The organism is Burkholderia sp. NLJ2 (assembly GCF_049487195.1).
GTDB classification, from domain to species: domain Bacteria; phylum Pseudomonadota; class Gammaproteobacteria; order Burkholderiales; family Burkholderiaceae; genus Burkholderia; species Burkholderia pyrrocinia.
The window spans coordinates 390,004-402,972 of record NZ_CP137810.1 but is presented as its reverse complement, the minus strand read 5'-3'; the positions used below and the strand labels follow the sequence as shown (position 1 = coordinate 402,972).

12 protein-coding genes are annotated in these 12,969 nt (G+C 65.3%); 7 read left to right on the top strand and 5 right to left on the bottom strand.

Annotated elements, in window-relative coordinates:
* Position 1 precedes the first annotated feature (1 nt).
* Together sdhC and R9B84_RS24165 are read right to left on the bottom strand one after the other, a co-directional pair.
* Entirely contained in the window at positions 2 to 418 is a 417-nt protein-coding gene (gene sdhC / locus R9B84_RS24170; protein ID WP_047901353.1) for a succinate dehydrogenase, cytochrome b556 subunit, read from the bottom strand.
* 170 nt (positions 419 to 588) lie between these two features.
* Positions 589 to 1,413 carry a GntR family transcriptional regulator gene (locus R9B84_RS24165; RefSeq protein ID WP_047901354.1) on the bottom strand — a complete coding sequence of 275 codons (825 nt, stop codon included), beginning with the start codon at positions 1,411 to 1,413 and terminating at the stop codon, positions 589 to 591.
* A 288-nt stretch (positions 1,414 to 1,701) separates the two neighbouring features.
* Here R9B84_RS24165 and R9B84_RS24160 point away from each other — a divergent pair, with 288 nt between their 5' ends.
* The 5 genes from R9B84_RS24160 (at position 1,702) to acnA (ending at position 9,150) form a co-directional block, all read left to right on the top strand.
* Positions 1,702 to 2,688 (top strand): malate dehydrogenase, encoded by a 987-nt coding sequence (locus tag R9B84_RS24160; RefSeq protein ID WP_096474776.1) that lies wholly within the window; start codon positions 1,702 to 1,704, stop codon positions 2,686 to 2,688.
* Positions 2,689 to 2,868: 180 nt separating this feature from the next.
* Complete coding sequence (locus R9B84_RS24155) at positions 2,869 to 3,876, top strand: HpcH/HpaI aldolase/citrate lyase family protein (RefSeq protein WP_423763565.1); 1,008 nt, start codon at positions 2,869 to 2,871, stop codon at positions 3,874 to 3,876.
* A 230-nt stretch (positions 3,877 to 4,106) separates the two neighbouring features.
* The gene (locus R9B84_RS24150; RefSeq protein ID WP_047901356.1) at positions 4,107 to 4,622 is read left to right on the top strand and encodes a hypothetical protein; all 516 of its coding nucleotides are present in this window, start codon (positions 4,107 to 4,109) and stop codon (positions 4,620 to 4,622) included.
* A 22-nt stretch (positions 4,623 to 4,644) separates the two neighbouring features.
* Positions 4,645 to 6,096, top strand: coding sequence for a bifunctional 2-methylcitrate dehydratase/aconitate hydratase (locus tag R9B84_RS24145; protein ID WP_423762578.1), 1,452 nt, complete (start codon positions 4,645 to 4,647; stop codon positions 6,094 to 6,096).
* Positions 6,097 to 6,432: 336 nt separating this feature from the next.
* On the top strand, positions 6,433 to 9,150 hold the full coding sequence (acnA, locus tag R9B84_RS24140; RefSeq protein WP_423762577.1) for an aconitate hydratase AcnA: 2,718 nt from the start codon (positions 6,433 to 6,435) through the stop codon (positions 9,148 to 9,150).
* Between the two features lie 124 nt (positions 9,151 to 9,274).
* On the opposite strand, the gene R9B84_RS24135 is transcribed toward acnA, so the two are convergent.
* From R9B84_RS24135 to R9B84_RS24125, 3 genes are read right to left on the bottom strand one after another with little or no spacing between them, the layout of a single operon-like run.
* Entirely contained in the window at positions 9,275 to 9,712 is a 438-nt protein-coding gene (locus tag R9B84_RS24135) for a DUF1801 domain-containing protein (protein WP_423762576.1), read from the bottom strand.
* Entirely contained in the window at positions 9,709 to 10,140 is a 432-nt protein-coding gene (locus R9B84_RS24130) for an SRPBCC family protein (RefSeq protein ID WP_423762575.1), read from the bottom strand. The genes R9B84_RS24135 and R9B84_RS24130 overlap by 4 nt, the downstream gene beginning before the upstream one ends.
* Positions 10,137 to 10,460 carry an ArsR/SmtB family transcription factor gene (locus R9B84_RS24125; protein WP_423762574.1) on the bottom strand — a complete coding sequence of 108 codons (324 nt, stop codon included), beginning with the start codon at positions 10,458 to 10,460 and terminating at the stop codon, positions 10,137 to 10,139. The genes R9B84_RS24130 and R9B84_RS24125 overlap by 4 nt, the downstream gene beginning before the upstream one ends.
* On the opposite strand from R9B84_RS24125, the gene R9B84_RS24120 reads away from it, so the two are divergent.
* On the top strand, positions 10,459 to 10,812 hold the full coding sequence (locus R9B84_RS24120) for a hypothetical protein (RefSeq protein WP_423762573.1): 354 nt from the start codon (positions 10,459 to 10,461) through the stop codon (positions 10,810 to 10,812). The genes R9B84_RS24125 and R9B84_RS24120 overlap by 2 nt on opposite strands.
* A 346-nt stretch (positions 10,813 to 11,158) precedes the next feature.
* On the top strand, positions 11,159 to 12,892 hold the full coding sequence (locus R9B84_RS24115; protein ID WP_423762572.1) for a S53 family peptidase: 1,734 nt from the start codon (positions 11,159 to 11,161) through the stop codon (positions 12,890 to 12,892).
* Positions 12,893 to 12,969: the final 77 nt, after the last annotated feature.

Here is a 12,969-nt window from a genome sequence, read left to right as displayed (position 1 = left end):
CTTAGAATGCTCCGAACAGTTTGAGTGCCATGGCGATCGTCAGCGCGATCGAGACGACAAAGACGACGACTGCCGTCCGCTTGCCGCTTTCCTTCGTGACGGCGTCGTGGTTGACGTCCATCAGCAGGTGGCGAATGCCGGCGCAGAAATGGTGGAAGAAGGCCCAGGACAACGCGAGGACGATCAGCTTGACGACGATGTTGGAGAGGAAGGCCTTGAAGACTTCGAAGCTGAGCTCGGACGTCAGGCTCTGGTCGAAGAGGAACAGCAGGAAAGGCAGGAACAAGAACAGCAGCGCGCCGCTGACTCGATGGAGGATCGACAAAGTCGCTGCCAGCGGCATGCGATATTTCATCGTGATATCGCTGAATCCGATGTTCCGGTATTCCGGTCTCGGTTTTCTTACTGCATCAGTCATGCTAGACCCCTACTATGTTGTCACACTAATCCGCGATTTTAGCGCCTTTTTATATCGCGCTGCAGCGAAAGTCTGCTCTGGATAGTTGCGCGAACACGAACAAAGGCGGCCCGAAACGTGCTTCGCGAGCGTGGGAAACGCGAAGGCACTCGGCCTGAACCGAACCGTCGTCAGCTCAAGTCATTCTGATAGTAGTACCCGGTTGTGACATACCAGCCGCGACGCACTTCCACCGGCCGGTCTCCATAGGTATAGGACACGCGCTCGACCGACAGCAACGGAAAACCCGCCGGCACGTGCAGCAGGTCGGCCACCGCCGGCTCCGCCGCAACCGCGCGGATCTTCTCCGTCGCGCGGATCATCCGCGTGCCGAACTCCGTCTCGAACATCGCGTAGAGCGGCCCCTTGTACTCGCTCAGCCGCTCGAACGTGAGCCCGCGAAACATCGCGCCCGGCAGCCAGATCTCGTCGAGCACCGTCGCTTCGTTCTCGAACTCCAGCAGGCGGCGCACCTGCACGACGGGATCGGCCGGCTTCAGGTCGAGCTGCCGCGCGATCTCGGCCGGCGCACGCAGGCGCCGGCATTCGAGCAGGCGGCTCACGTGCGGATGCTCGGCACCGTCGTCGGCGAGCAGGCGCAGGAAGCGGAACTGCGCGCGATCCTCGTTGTGCGTTGCAACAAAAGTACCCTTGCCCTGCCGCCGGACCACAAGGTTTTCGGCGGCCAGTTCGTCGATCGCCTTGCGAACGGTGCCCTGGCTGACCTTGTAACGGGCCGCGAGCTCCACTTCGCTCGGGATGATCTCGCCCGGCTTCCATTCGCCGGTTTCGAGACTTTGCGTGATCAATGACTTAATCTGCTGGTATAACGGGCTGAACGTCGGCGACGGAGACGCCGCAGGCGAAGGTGCGGGATCGCTCGCGCCCGGCTGCCCTGGGCCGCCTGCGCCGGTCTGATTCGCGGTATTCGCCTGGTTCGATGTCATGGCGCGCATTTCATCACAAACCGCACTTTTTCGTCCACTCAATTTCCGCAAAACATCTGTCTTATATAAGACATATGATACCGTTTGACATTGCGCGTGACGGCTCCTACACTCCCGGTCGAGCAAGGGTTCGCGGGTGCCAAAGCGCGTCCCCGGCTACGTGCCACGGCCGTCTCCAGGTTCACCGCGTCTGCCATCGCGAGTCCTCCGCCCTGCTTCAATGCAACGTTACGCACAACGCGCATAGAATGGCGTTTTCGCTAGCGTCCAACGCTTCACCCGTCCTGGAGATTTTCAATGGCTAAGCCCGCAAAGCGCGTTGCCGTCACCGGCGCCGCAGGTCAAATCGCTTACTCCCTGCTGTTCCGCATCGCGAACGGCGACCTGCTCGGCAAGGACCAGCCGGTCATCCTGCAACTGCTCGACCTCCCGCAAGCCCAAGCCGCCGTCAAAGGCGTCGTGATGGAACTCGACGATTGCGCGTTCCCGCTGCTCGCGGGCGTCGTGATCACCGACGATCCGAAGGTTGCATTCAAGGATGCAGACGTCGCGCTGCTGGTCGGTGCACGTCCGCGCTCGAAGGGCATGGAGCGCAAGGACCTGCTGTCGGCGAACGCCGAGATCTTCACGGTTCAGGGCGCTGCGCTGAACGAAGTCGCGAGCCGCGACGTGAAGGTGCTGGTCGTCGGCAACCCGGCGAACACGAACGCGTACATCGCGATGAAGTCGGCACCGGACCTGCCGAAGAAGAACTTCACGGCCATGCTGCGCCTCGACCACAACCGCGCGCTGTCGCAGCTCGCCGCCAAGTCGGGCAAGCCGGTCGCGTCGATCGAGAAGCTCGCCGTGTGGGGCAACCACTCGCCGACGATGTACCCGGACTTCCGCTTCGCGACCGCCGAAGGCGAATCGATGCTGAAGCTGATCAACGACGACGTGTGGAACCGCGACACGTTCATCCCGACCGTCGGCAAGCGCGGCGCGGCGATCATCGAAGCGCGCGGCCTGTCGTCGGCAGCGTCGGCAGCCAATGCGGCGATCGACCACGTCCGTGACTGGGTGCTCGGCACGAACGGCAAGTGGGTCACGATGGGCATCCCGTCGGACGGCTCGTACGGCATCCCCGAAGACATCATCTACGGCGTGCCGGTCGTTTGCGAAAACGGCGAGTACAAGCGCGTCGAAGGCCTGGAAATCGACGCGTTCTCGCGCGAGAAGATGGACGGCACGCTGAACGAGCTACTCGAAGAGCGCGATGGCGTCGCCCACCTGCTGAAGAACTAAATTCAGCACCGTGGCGGGCAGCCTCCGGGCAGCCCGTCACCGCAGGGCCGGCACGCCGCCGGCCCTGCCGCCCGATCCGATCCGGGCACGTTTTGCCGCCTCGTGCGCACCGCGCACCGGCCCAGAACGCGCCCGAATCCGATTTTCGCCACGTTGACCCGCTTCCCTGACGTAGAAGAGATGGCCGCGCTCACTCCTGCACAAGTGCTGTACGACGGGGCGTCCCCGCCCGCGATCCTGCCATGCTGCGATCACTACGCGGGCAGCGAGAAGCTGATGCGCAAGTCGCTCGCGCTGCAGGCCGAAACGGGCCCCGTGTTCGACATCACGTTCGATTGCGAGGACGGCGCGGCCGTCGGCCAGGAAGCCGCGCACGCGGAACTCGTCGCCGAACTGCTCGGCAGCGCCGAGAACCGCTTCGGGCGCGTCGGCGTCCGGATCCACGACTTTTCCCACCCGCACTGGCGCGACGACGTCCGCATCGTGCTGCGCGCCGCACGCGCACCCGCCTACATCACGCTCCCGAAGATCGCGAACGCCACCGACGCAGCCGAAATGGCCGCGTTCATCGAAGGCGCGCGCCGCGAGCTCGGCATCGCGCAGCCGATCCCGGTCGACGTGCTGGTCGAGACGCACGGCGCGCTCGCGCAGGCGTCCGCCCTCGCCGCGCTGCCGATGGTCGGCACGCTGAGCTTCGGGCTGATGGATTTCGTCTCCGCGCACCACGGCGCGATTCCCGATTCCGCGATGCGCTCGCCCGGCCAGTTCGAACACCCGCTCGTGCGCCGCGCGAAGCTGGAAATCGCCGCGGCCTGCCACGCGCACGGCAAGACGCCGTCGCACAACGTGACGACCGAGGTGCGCGACATGAGCGTCGTCGCCGGCGATGCGCGCCGCGCGCGCGACGAATTCGCGTTCACGCGGATGTGGAGCATCCACCCCGCACAGATCCGCCCGATCGTCGACGCCTTCGCGCCGCGCACCGACGAGGTTGCGCTGGCCGCCGAGATCCTGCTGGCCGCGCAGGCCGCCGATTGGGGTCCGACTCGCCACGGTGATACGCTGCACGATCGCGCGAGCTATCGCTATTACTGGTCGGTGCTGCGCCGTGCGCGGGCCACCGGCCAGCCCGTACCGGCCGAGGCCGCGCCGCTGTTCGGCCCGGCCGCCGCGGGCGACGCGCAGTGAGCGCGCGCCGCCGGCCGATACACGAGTTTCATGCATTCACCGAGGCGCGAACCGGGCAAAGGTTTGCGAAACGACAAAAAACGTAACGGAGCCCGAAAACCTGATGTATGCGCGACCAAATAGGCGAAAATAGCGGCCGCTGCGCGCTTTCGGGGCGCGTGCAGTTTCAAACCGGCCGGCAGCTTCGATTGCCGGCCCTTGTCAACTGATTATCGAAAGGTTCTGACTCCATGAAGAAACTCCTGATCGCTACCGCTATCGGCGCCTTGTCCGCCACGATGCTGGTGTCGGCTCCGAGCGCGTTTGCCCAGGGTACGGCCACCACGACCGCGAAGAAGGCTACGGCCAAGCGCCCGGCGCCGGCCAAGCGCATCATCCCGCGCAGCAAGAAGGCACAGGCACGTGCCGCCGCCAAGGTCGATACGGTACCGGAAGGCGCGGTCAAGTGGGCCTGTAAGGAAGGCCTGTCGTTCGACCTCGCCGGCGACATGAAGCGCGACCAGGTCGTCACGGTTCACTGGGCGAAGAAGAACTACAAGCTGCCGCGTCAGGCCACGACGACGGGCGCCGACACGTTCTACGATCCGGCAGCAGGCTTCAAGCTGGTCGTGATCCCGACCAAGGCGATGCTGTTCTCCGACGCGAACGGCGGCGAGCGCCTCGCGGACGAATGCGTGACGCCGGAAATGGCGCAAGGCACGCCGGCACCGACGCAGTCGAACGAGCTGAAGCCGGCAACGAACTAAGCACGTTCCCACCGGCCCCTCGATGTCCGCCCCGGTCTCCAACGTCCGCCCTGCTCCGGATACGGTACTCGTCGATATCGTCGACTACGTGCTGAACACCGGCATCGACAGCGCGCTCGCGCTGGAGACGGCTCGTCATTGCCTGATCGACACGCTCGGATGCGGACTCGAGGCGCTGTCCTACCCTGCCTGCACCAAGCTGCTCGGCCCCGTCGTGCCCGGCACGATCGTGCCGAACGGCGCAAAGGTGCCCGGCACGTCCTTCCAGCTCGATCCCGTCCAGGCCGCGTTCGGCATCGGCGCGATGATCCGCTGGCTGGACTTCAACGACACCTGGCTCGCCGCCGAATGGGGCCATCCGTCCGACAATCTCGGCGGAATCCTGGCGACGGCCGACTGGCTCTCCCGCACGGCCGTCGCGGCCGGCAGGAAGCCGCTCCTGATGCGCGACGTGCTGGTCGCGATGATCCAGGCCCACGAGATCCAGGGCTGCCTCGCACTCGAGAACTCGTTCAACGCAGTCGGGCTCGACCACGTATTGCTCGTGAAGGTCGCGTCGACGGCCGTCGTCGGCCGGCTGCTCGGGCTCACGCGCGACGAGCTGATCAACGCGGTGTCCAACGCGTTCGTCGACGGCCACGCGCTGCGCACCTACCGCCACGCGCCGAACACCGGCTCGCGCAAGTCGTGGGCGGCCGGCGATGCCACGTCCCGCGCGGTGCGCCTCGCGCTGATCGCGAAAACGGGCGAAATGGGCTACCCGTCGGCGCTCACCGCGAAGACCTGGGGCTTCTACGACGTACTGTTCAACGGGCAGCCGTTCCGCTTCCAGCGCCCGTACGGCACGTACGTGATGGAAAACGTGCTGTTCAAGATCGCGTTCCCCGCCGAATTCCATGCGCAGACGGCCGCCGAGGCCGCGCTGCAGTTGCACGCGCAGCTCGCCGCGGCGGGCCGCACGACCGACGAGATCGGCCGGATCACGATCCGCACACATGCGGCCGCGATCCGCATCATCGACAAGCAGGGCCCGCTCGCCAATCCGGCCGACCGCGACCACTGCATCCAGTACATGGTCGCCGTGCCGCTGCTGTTCGGCCAGCTGACCGCGGCCGACTATGAAGATTCGGCCGCCGCCGATCCACGCATCGACGCGCTGCGCGCGAAAACCGTGTGTGTCGAGGATCCGCAGTTCACGAAGGATTACCACGATCCGGACAAGCGATCGATCGCGAATGCGCTGACGATCGAATTCACGGACGGATCGAAGCTTGCCGAAGTGGTGGTCGAGTATCCGCTCGGCCACAAGCGACGCCGCACGGACGGCATCCCGCTGCTGGTCGAGAAGTTCAGGACCAATCTCGCCCGCCGCTTCCCGGCAAAGCAGCAACAAGCGATTCTCGACGTGTCGCTGGACCAGGCAAAGCTCGAAGCGATGCCGGTCGATGAGTACGTCGACTTGTATGTGATATAGGGGGCTGTTTGCGGATGAAACGTACATGCGAATGCCCCAAATCGGTCGCAGGACAAGAAGTGAGGAGCGCCGTTTGGCCGTGCCAAACAAGTGACGAACGACGCCGTCATGCGGCCGATTTGGGGCATTCCCGTGGAATAAAAATTAAATTTGGGGTTGCCCCGAGAAAGGCCGCTCGCTGCGTCACGCTCCTTGCGAATACGTCCAGTATTCGCTGCGTCGCAGTCCTTGCGAGCGGCCTTTCTCGGGGCAACGCATGCACGTTTCATCCGCAAACAGCCCCCTGGTCATCTACAGGACTCTTTGTTTCCTAGCCTTAAACCCAGGAAAATCACCATGGCCCACAATCTCCACAAGACCCTCAAGGAATTCGACAGCGGTTCCGGCAAAGGCAAGTTCTACTCGCTGCCGCAACTCGGCAAGGAGCTGAAGACGAAGATCGAACGCCTGCCGGTGTCGATCCGTATCGTGCTCGAGTCCGTGCTGCGCAACTACGACGGCAAGAAAATCACCGAAGAGCACATCGCGCAGCTCGCGAACTGGAAGCCGACCGCGAAGCGCGTCGACGAGATTCCGTTCGTGGTGTCGCGGGTCGTGCTGCAGGACTTCACGGGCGTGCCGCTGCTCGCCGACATCGCGGCCATGCGCGGCGTCGCGGAGCGCACGGGCAAGAACCCGAAGAAGATCGAGCCGCTGGTCCCGGTCGATCTCGTCGTCGACCACTCGGTCCAGATCGACTACTTCCGCCAGAAGGACGCGCTCGACCTGAACATGAAGCTGGAATTCCAGCGCAACAACGAGCGCTACCAGTTCATGAAGTGGGGCATGCAGGCCTTCGACACGTTCAAGGTCGTGCCGCCGGGCGTCGGCATCGTCCACCAGGTGAACCTCGAATACCTCGCGCGCGGCGTCCACAAGAAGGCGGACGACGGCGACACCGTGTACTACCCGGATACCCTCGTCGGCACGGACAGCCACACGACGATGATCAACGGCATCGGCGTGGTCGGCTGGGGCGTGGGCGGCATCGAAGCCGAAGCCGGCATGCTCGGCCAGCCGGTGTACTTCCTGACGCCGGACGTCGTCGGCGTCGAGCTGAAGGGCAAGCTGCGCGAAGGCGTGACGGCCACCGACCTCGTGCTGACGATCACCGAAATGCTGCGCAAGGAGAAGGTCGTCGGCAAGTTCGTCGAATTCTTCGGCGAAGGCACGAAGTCGCTGTCGCTGCCGGACCGCGCAACGATCGGCAACATGGCGCCGGAATACGGCGCAACGATGGGCTTCTTCCCGGTCGACGAAAAGACGATCGACTACTTCGAAGGCACCGGCCGCACGAAGGCGGAAATCGCTGCGTTCGAAAGCTACTTCAAGGCGCAGAAGCTGTTCGGCATCCCGAAGGCCGGCGACATCGACTACACGAAGACGGTGACGCTGGATCTCGCGACGGTCGCACCGTCGCTGGCCGGCCCGAAGCGCCCGCAGGACCGCATCGAGATCGGCAACGTCAAGTCGACGTTCACCGACCTGTTCTCGAAGCCGGTCGCGGAGAACGGCTTCGCGAAGAAGGCGGACGACCTGAACACGCAGTACACGACGAGCAACGGCGTCGACGTGAAGAACGGCGACGTGCTGATCGCCGCGATCACGTCGTGCACGAACACGTCGAACCCCAGCGTGCTGCTGGCTGCCGGCCTGCTCGCGAAGAAGGCCGTCGAAGCCGGCCTGACTGTCGCGCCGCACATCAAGACGTCGCTCGCGCCGGGATCGCGCATCGTCACCGAGTACCTGACGAAGACGGGCCTGCTGCCCTACCTCTCGAAGCTCGGCTTCGAAGTCGCGGCCTACGGCTGCACGACCTGTATCGGCAACGCGGGCGACCTGACGCCGGAACTGAACGAAGCGATCACGAAGAACGACATCGTCGCGGCAGCCGTGCTGTCGGGCAACCGTAACTTCGAAGCGCGTATCCACCCGAACATCCGCGCGAACTTCCTCGCGTCGCCGCCGCTCGTCGTCGCGTACGCGATCGCCGGCAACATCACGCGCGACCTGATGACCGAGCCGGTCGGCAAGGGCAAGGGCGGCCGCGACATCTACCTCGGCGACATCTGGCCGACGAGCGATGAAATCCACGCGCTGCTCAAGTTCGCGCTCGATCCGAAGAAGTTCGAGGACAACTACGCGAAGCTGACCAAGAAGGGCGACCTCTGGAGCAAGATCGAGGGCGAATCGGGCCAGGTCTACGACTGGCCGAAGTCGACGTACATCGCGGAGCCGCCGTTCTTCGGCAGCGACTTCTCGATGGAACCGGCCGCCTCGATCCCGACGGTCAAGGGCGCGCGCGCACTGGGCATCTTCGGCGACTCGGTCACGACCGACCACATCAGCCCGGCAGGCTCGATCAAGGAAGACTCGCCGGCAGGCAAGTGGCTGAAGGAAAACGGCGTGCAGAAGGCCGACTTCAACAGCTACGGCTCGCGCCGCGGCAACCATGACGTGATGATGCGCGGCACGTTCGCGAACGTCCGGATCAAGAACCTGATGATCCCGGTGAAGGCAGACGGCACGCGCGTCGAAGGCGGCCTGACGATCCACCAGCCGAGCGGCGAACAGCAGTCGATCTACGACGCGGCGATGGAGTACATCGCCGCCGACACGCCGACCGTCGTGTTCGCGGGCGAAGAGTACGGCACGGGCTCGTCGCGCGACTGGGCCGCGAAGGGCACGCAACTGCTCGGCGTGAAGGCCGTGATCGCACGCAGCTTCGAACGCATCCACCGTTCGAACCTGGTCGGCATGGGCGTGCTGCCGCTGCAGTTCAAGGGCTCGGACAGCGTCCAGTCGCTCGGCATCACCGGCGAAGAGACGTACGACATCGAAGGCCTCGGCGACGATTTCAAGCCGCAGCAGGACGTCACGCTCGTGATCAACCACAAGGACGGCGAAACGCAGCGCGTGCAGGTGCTGCTGCGCATCGATACGCCGATCGAAGTCGACTACTACAAGCACGGCGGTATCCTGCCGTTCGTGCTGCGCTCGCTGCTCGCAGCGTAAGCGCCCTGCTTTTGCAGGTGCCGCAGCCGCCTCGCGGCGGTTGCGGCCGATTTGGATGCCCGACCTCGTGTCGGGCTTTTTTTTGCCTGCGCGCGTGACGCGATGTTGCCGATTGTCGGGCGCGTCACGCCGCCTTGTCGCCGCGCGCCTTCGCGCCCGAGCCCGCTCCTCGTGCGTTCTTCTTCAGGTGGGTGCGGTTGTATTCGATCGCCGCGCGCACGAGGGTCTTCAGCGCCCGCTTGTCGATCCGGTCGCCTTCGAAGAAGTCGATCGCGCGCCGCGCATTGCCGTCGAGGCCGTCATTGAACAGCCCGCCGGGATCGGGCAGATGCGCGCCGTGCATGAAGGTCAGCTTCACCTTGCCCTTGTGCGCATTCGCGACCGCGATCATCCCGTCGCACGACCACACGGGGCTGCCCATCCATTTCCAGTCCTCGACGATGCCGTCGTCGGCCGCGAGGATCGTCTGACGGAGGTCGGCGAACAGCGGGCCGCGCCAGTCGGCGATGCCGGCGATCAGCGCGTCGATGCGCGCCGACGGTTGCAGGTCCGTTGTACTCATGCGCGAGCCTCCGTGCCTTCGTCGGGGCGCGCCAGCACCTGTTCGAGCGATTCGAAGAACCGTATCCAGCCGTGCTGCGCGCCGCGGTATGCCTGCTCCTGATCCGCGCGGAAGCCGACCTGCTCCATGCGCAGGTGCGTGCCGGCCGGCGTCGGCGTCAGCGTCCACGTGACGACGCTTTCGAGGCCGTACGCGGCCCACGTGTAGGACAGCGCCCGCGGCGGCTCGATCGTCAGGACCGTGCAGTCGACCGAGCCCCAGTCCGCGCGGAAGCTGAACGCGCGGCCCGCGACGGGCTCGAAGTCGCTCTTCATCAGCCACGCCTCGATCAGGTGCGGTTGCGTGAGCGCGCGCCAGATCTTCTCCGGCGGATGGGGCAGTTCCCGTTCGACGACGACGGAGCGCGTTTCGGTAGTGGCTTGGTTCATTGATCCATCCTATTCAGCAGATCTTCGAGGGCGTCGAACCGGTTCTGCCAGAAGCCTGCCATCTGGCTCGTCCAGTCGATCAGCGGGGCCAGCGCCTGCGGCTGTGCGCTGTAGTGCGTCTGCCGGCCTTCGTGACGGTCATTCACGAGCCCGGCCTGCTTCAGTACGCCGAGATGCTTCGACACGGCCGGCTGCGAGACGCCCGCATGGGCCGTCAGCGCGGCAACCGTCAGCTCGCCCTCCTCGCACAGCCGCTCGAAAAGCGCGCGGCGCGTCGGATCGGCAAGCGTCCTGAAAAGCATGTCGTGAGCGTTCTGCATGTCCAAATTCATAACCCGTTGGTTATGGATTGAAGCATATCTGCTGAACGGCAAGAGTCAAGAAGGAATTTCGCGGATGCCGATGCGCGCCGCTGCCGCATGCGACGCGCTTCGCGTCGGGCGCAATCGCGCCGGAAGCGGGCAAACCGAAGGCTTCGCATGTCACCGGATCACGTCTGCTTCGCCCGTCCGGATTCGAGAGTTTGCTCTAATTCACGGCGGCGGCCTCGCGGCCGAAAGCCGCCTGCAAGACTGGGCCTCGCGCTGTTCCACAGTTCGGGAAACGTTTGCGATCGGCCGGCCCTGTTTTTGTGCATGCGCGAGGCGGCTCGGCCCGCATCGCATCGTTTGACCACATAGTGCGACTCGGACTGCATCCACGCCCGGTCGCGAAGCACGCATGCGCATGCCGGTCCGCGACGTCATCGCGCACGTTCCGGCGCGGCGACGAACGACTCGTGCGCGCGAACGTCGCGCGTCGTCGTGCCGTCGTGTCGCGAACCGGTTCCCTCGTCGGCGACCGCCGCTCGCCGCGTTCACCGCGCATCACGCGAGATTCCGCACGCCGATGTCAGAACTGACAGCTATGGAAACTGGCAGCTACCTGAACGGCACCGACACCCTACGCTCGTCACCGCTCGCGGCCCCACAAGGGCTGAGGGCTCCAGCAACGTCGTCTCTCCTAAAAAGGACTCCCGATGAAAAGGAATGCCCGGTTTGCCCTGCCCCTTCCTTCGCCCCGCCACCTTGCGTGCGCATGGCCGCTCGTGCTCGCCGCCGGCGCAGCGCACGCGACGACGGACTGGGTCGATACCCACACGAAGGCCTTTCTGACCGGCCCGCAGTTGATGGCGCGCAGCGCGGCGCCGTCGCTCGAACTCGCGGCCGGCGAGACAACGGACGTCGTCGTCAGCCTGAAGCTGCGCAACGCCGCGCAGCTCAAGCAACTGGCGCGCGACGTGAACCGGCCCGGCAGCGCGCATTACCGCCAGTACCTGACGCACGAGCAGTTCCTCGCCAGCTATGCGCCGACCGACGCGCAGGTGAAGTCGATCGTCGACTATCTGCGCAAGAGCGGCTTCGTGAACATCGAGGTCGCGCCGAACCGGCTGCTGGTGTCCGCGCGCGGCACGGCCGGCACCGTGAAGACCGCGTTCAACACGTCGCTCGTGCACTTCGAGTACGCGGGCCGCTCGGGCTTCGCGAACGCATCGACCGCACAGGTGCCGAGCGCGCTCGGCAACGTCGTCGGTTCGGTGCTCGGACTGCAGAGCGTCGCGCGTGCACATCCGATGCTGCGCGTCGGCAACGTGGCGAAGCCGCAGGCGCTCGCGGCCGGCACGGCGACGGGCCACTATCCGAAGGAATTCCCGGGCCTCTACAACGCGACCGGCGTGCCGACCGCGGCCGGCGTGACCGTCGGCATCATCACGATCGGCGGCGTGTCGCAGACGCTGCAGGACCTGAAGCAGTTCACGTCGAGCAACGGTTACGGCACAGTCTCGACGCAGACCGTCAAGACCAACGGCACGAGCGGCAGCTACAGCGACGACCAGGACGGCCAGGGCGAATGGGATCTCGACAGCCAGTCGATCGTCGGCTCGGCCGGCGGCCAGGTCGGCAAGCTCGTGTTCTACATGGCCGACCTCAACGCCTCGGGCAACACGGGCCTCACGCAGGCGTTCAACCGCGCGGTGTCGGACAACACCGCGAAGGTGATCAACGTGTCGCTCGGCTGGTGCGAAACCGACGCGAACGCGGACGGCACGATCGACGCCGAAGAGCAGATCTTCACGACGGCCGCCGCGCAAGGCCAGACGTTCTCGGTGTCGTCGGGCGACGAAGGCGTGTACGAGTGCAACAACCGCGGCTATCCGGACGGCTCGAACTACACAGTGTCGTGGCCGGCTTCGTCGCCGCACGTGCTCGCGATCGGCGGCACGACGCTCTACACGACATCGTCGGGCGCCTTCTCGAACGAAACGGTGTGGAACGAAGGCCTCGACGGCAACGGCAAGCTGTGGGCGACAGGCGGCGGCGTCAGCACGATCCTGCCGGCGCCGTCGTGGCAGTCGGGCAGCAACCGCCAGTTGCCGGACGTATCGTTCGACGCCGCGCAAAGCACGGGCGCGTACATCTACAACTACGGCCAGTTGCAGCAGATCGGCGGCACGAGTCTCGCCGCGCCGATCTTCACGGGCTTCTGGGCGCGCCTGCTCGCGGCGAACGGCACCGGCCTCGGTTTCCCGGCCGGCAACCTGTATAGCGCGATTCCGTCGAACCCGTCGCTCGTGCGTTATGACGTCGTGTCCGGGAACAACGGCTATCAGGGGTATGGCTACACCGCCGGCACCGGCTGGGATCTGACGACCGGCTTCGGCAGCCTCAACATCGCGAACCTCAACAAGTTGATCAAGTCGGGCGGGTTCTGAGCGATATGTGAAAGCCGGCGCGCGGCAGTCGTTTGCCGCGCGCCGGCTTTGTTGCGTTCAGGTCGCGCGGTATTCGC

What these genes read in the sequence shown, in the direction of transcription:
- sdhC (WP_047901353.1), bottom strand. Translation starts at nt 418, where the DNA reads ATGACTGATGCAGTAAGAAAACCGAGACCGGAATACCGGAACATCGGA.
- R9B84_RS24165 (WP_047901354.1), bottom strand. Translation starts at nt 1,413, where the DNA reads ATGCGCGCCATGACATCGAACCAGGCGAATACCGCGAATCAGACCGGC.
- R9B84_RS24160 (WP_096474776.1), top strand. Translation starts at nt 1,702, where the DNA reads ATGGCTAAGCCCGCAAAGCGCGTTGCCGTCACCGGCGCCGCAGGTCAA.
- R9B84_RS24155 (WP_423763565.1), top strand. Translation starts at nt 2,869, where the DNA reads ATGGCCGCGCTCACTCCTGCACAAGTGCTGTACGACGGGGCGTCCCCG.
- R9B84_RS24150 (WP_047901356.1), top strand. Translation starts at nt 4,107, where the DNA reads ATGAAGAAACTCCTGATCGCTACCGCTATCGGCGCCTTGTCCGCCACG.
- R9B84_RS24145 (WP_423762578.1), top strand. Translation starts at nt 4,645, where the DNA reads ATGTCCGCCCCGGTCTCCAACGTCCGCCCTGCTCCGGATACGGTACTC.
- acnA (WP_423762577.1), top strand. Translation starts at nt 6,433, where the DNA reads ATGGCCCACAATCTCCACAAGACCCTCAAGGAATTCGACAGCGGTTCC.
- R9B84_RS24135 (WP_423762576.1), bottom strand. Translation starts at nt 9,712, where the DNA reads ATGAGTACAACGGACCTGCAACCGTCGGCGCGCATCGACGCGCTGATC.
- R9B84_RS24130 (WP_423762575.1), bottom strand. Translation starts at nt 10,140, where the DNA reads ATGAACCAAGCCACTACCGAAACGCGCTCCGTCGTCGTCGAACGGGAA.
- R9B84_RS24120 (WP_423762573.1), top strand. Translation starts at nt 10,459, where the DNA reads ATGTCCAAATTCATAACCCGTTGGTTATGGATTGAAGCATATCTGCTG.
- R9B84_RS24125 (WP_423762574.1), bottom strand. Translation starts at nt 10,460, where the DNA reads ATGCAGAACGCTCACGACATGCTTTTCAGGACGCTTGCCGATCCGACG.
- R9B84_RS24115 (WP_423762572.1), top strand. Translation starts at nt 11,159, where the DNA reads ATGAAAAGGAATGCCCGGTTTGCCCTGCCCCTTCCTTCGCCCCGCCAC.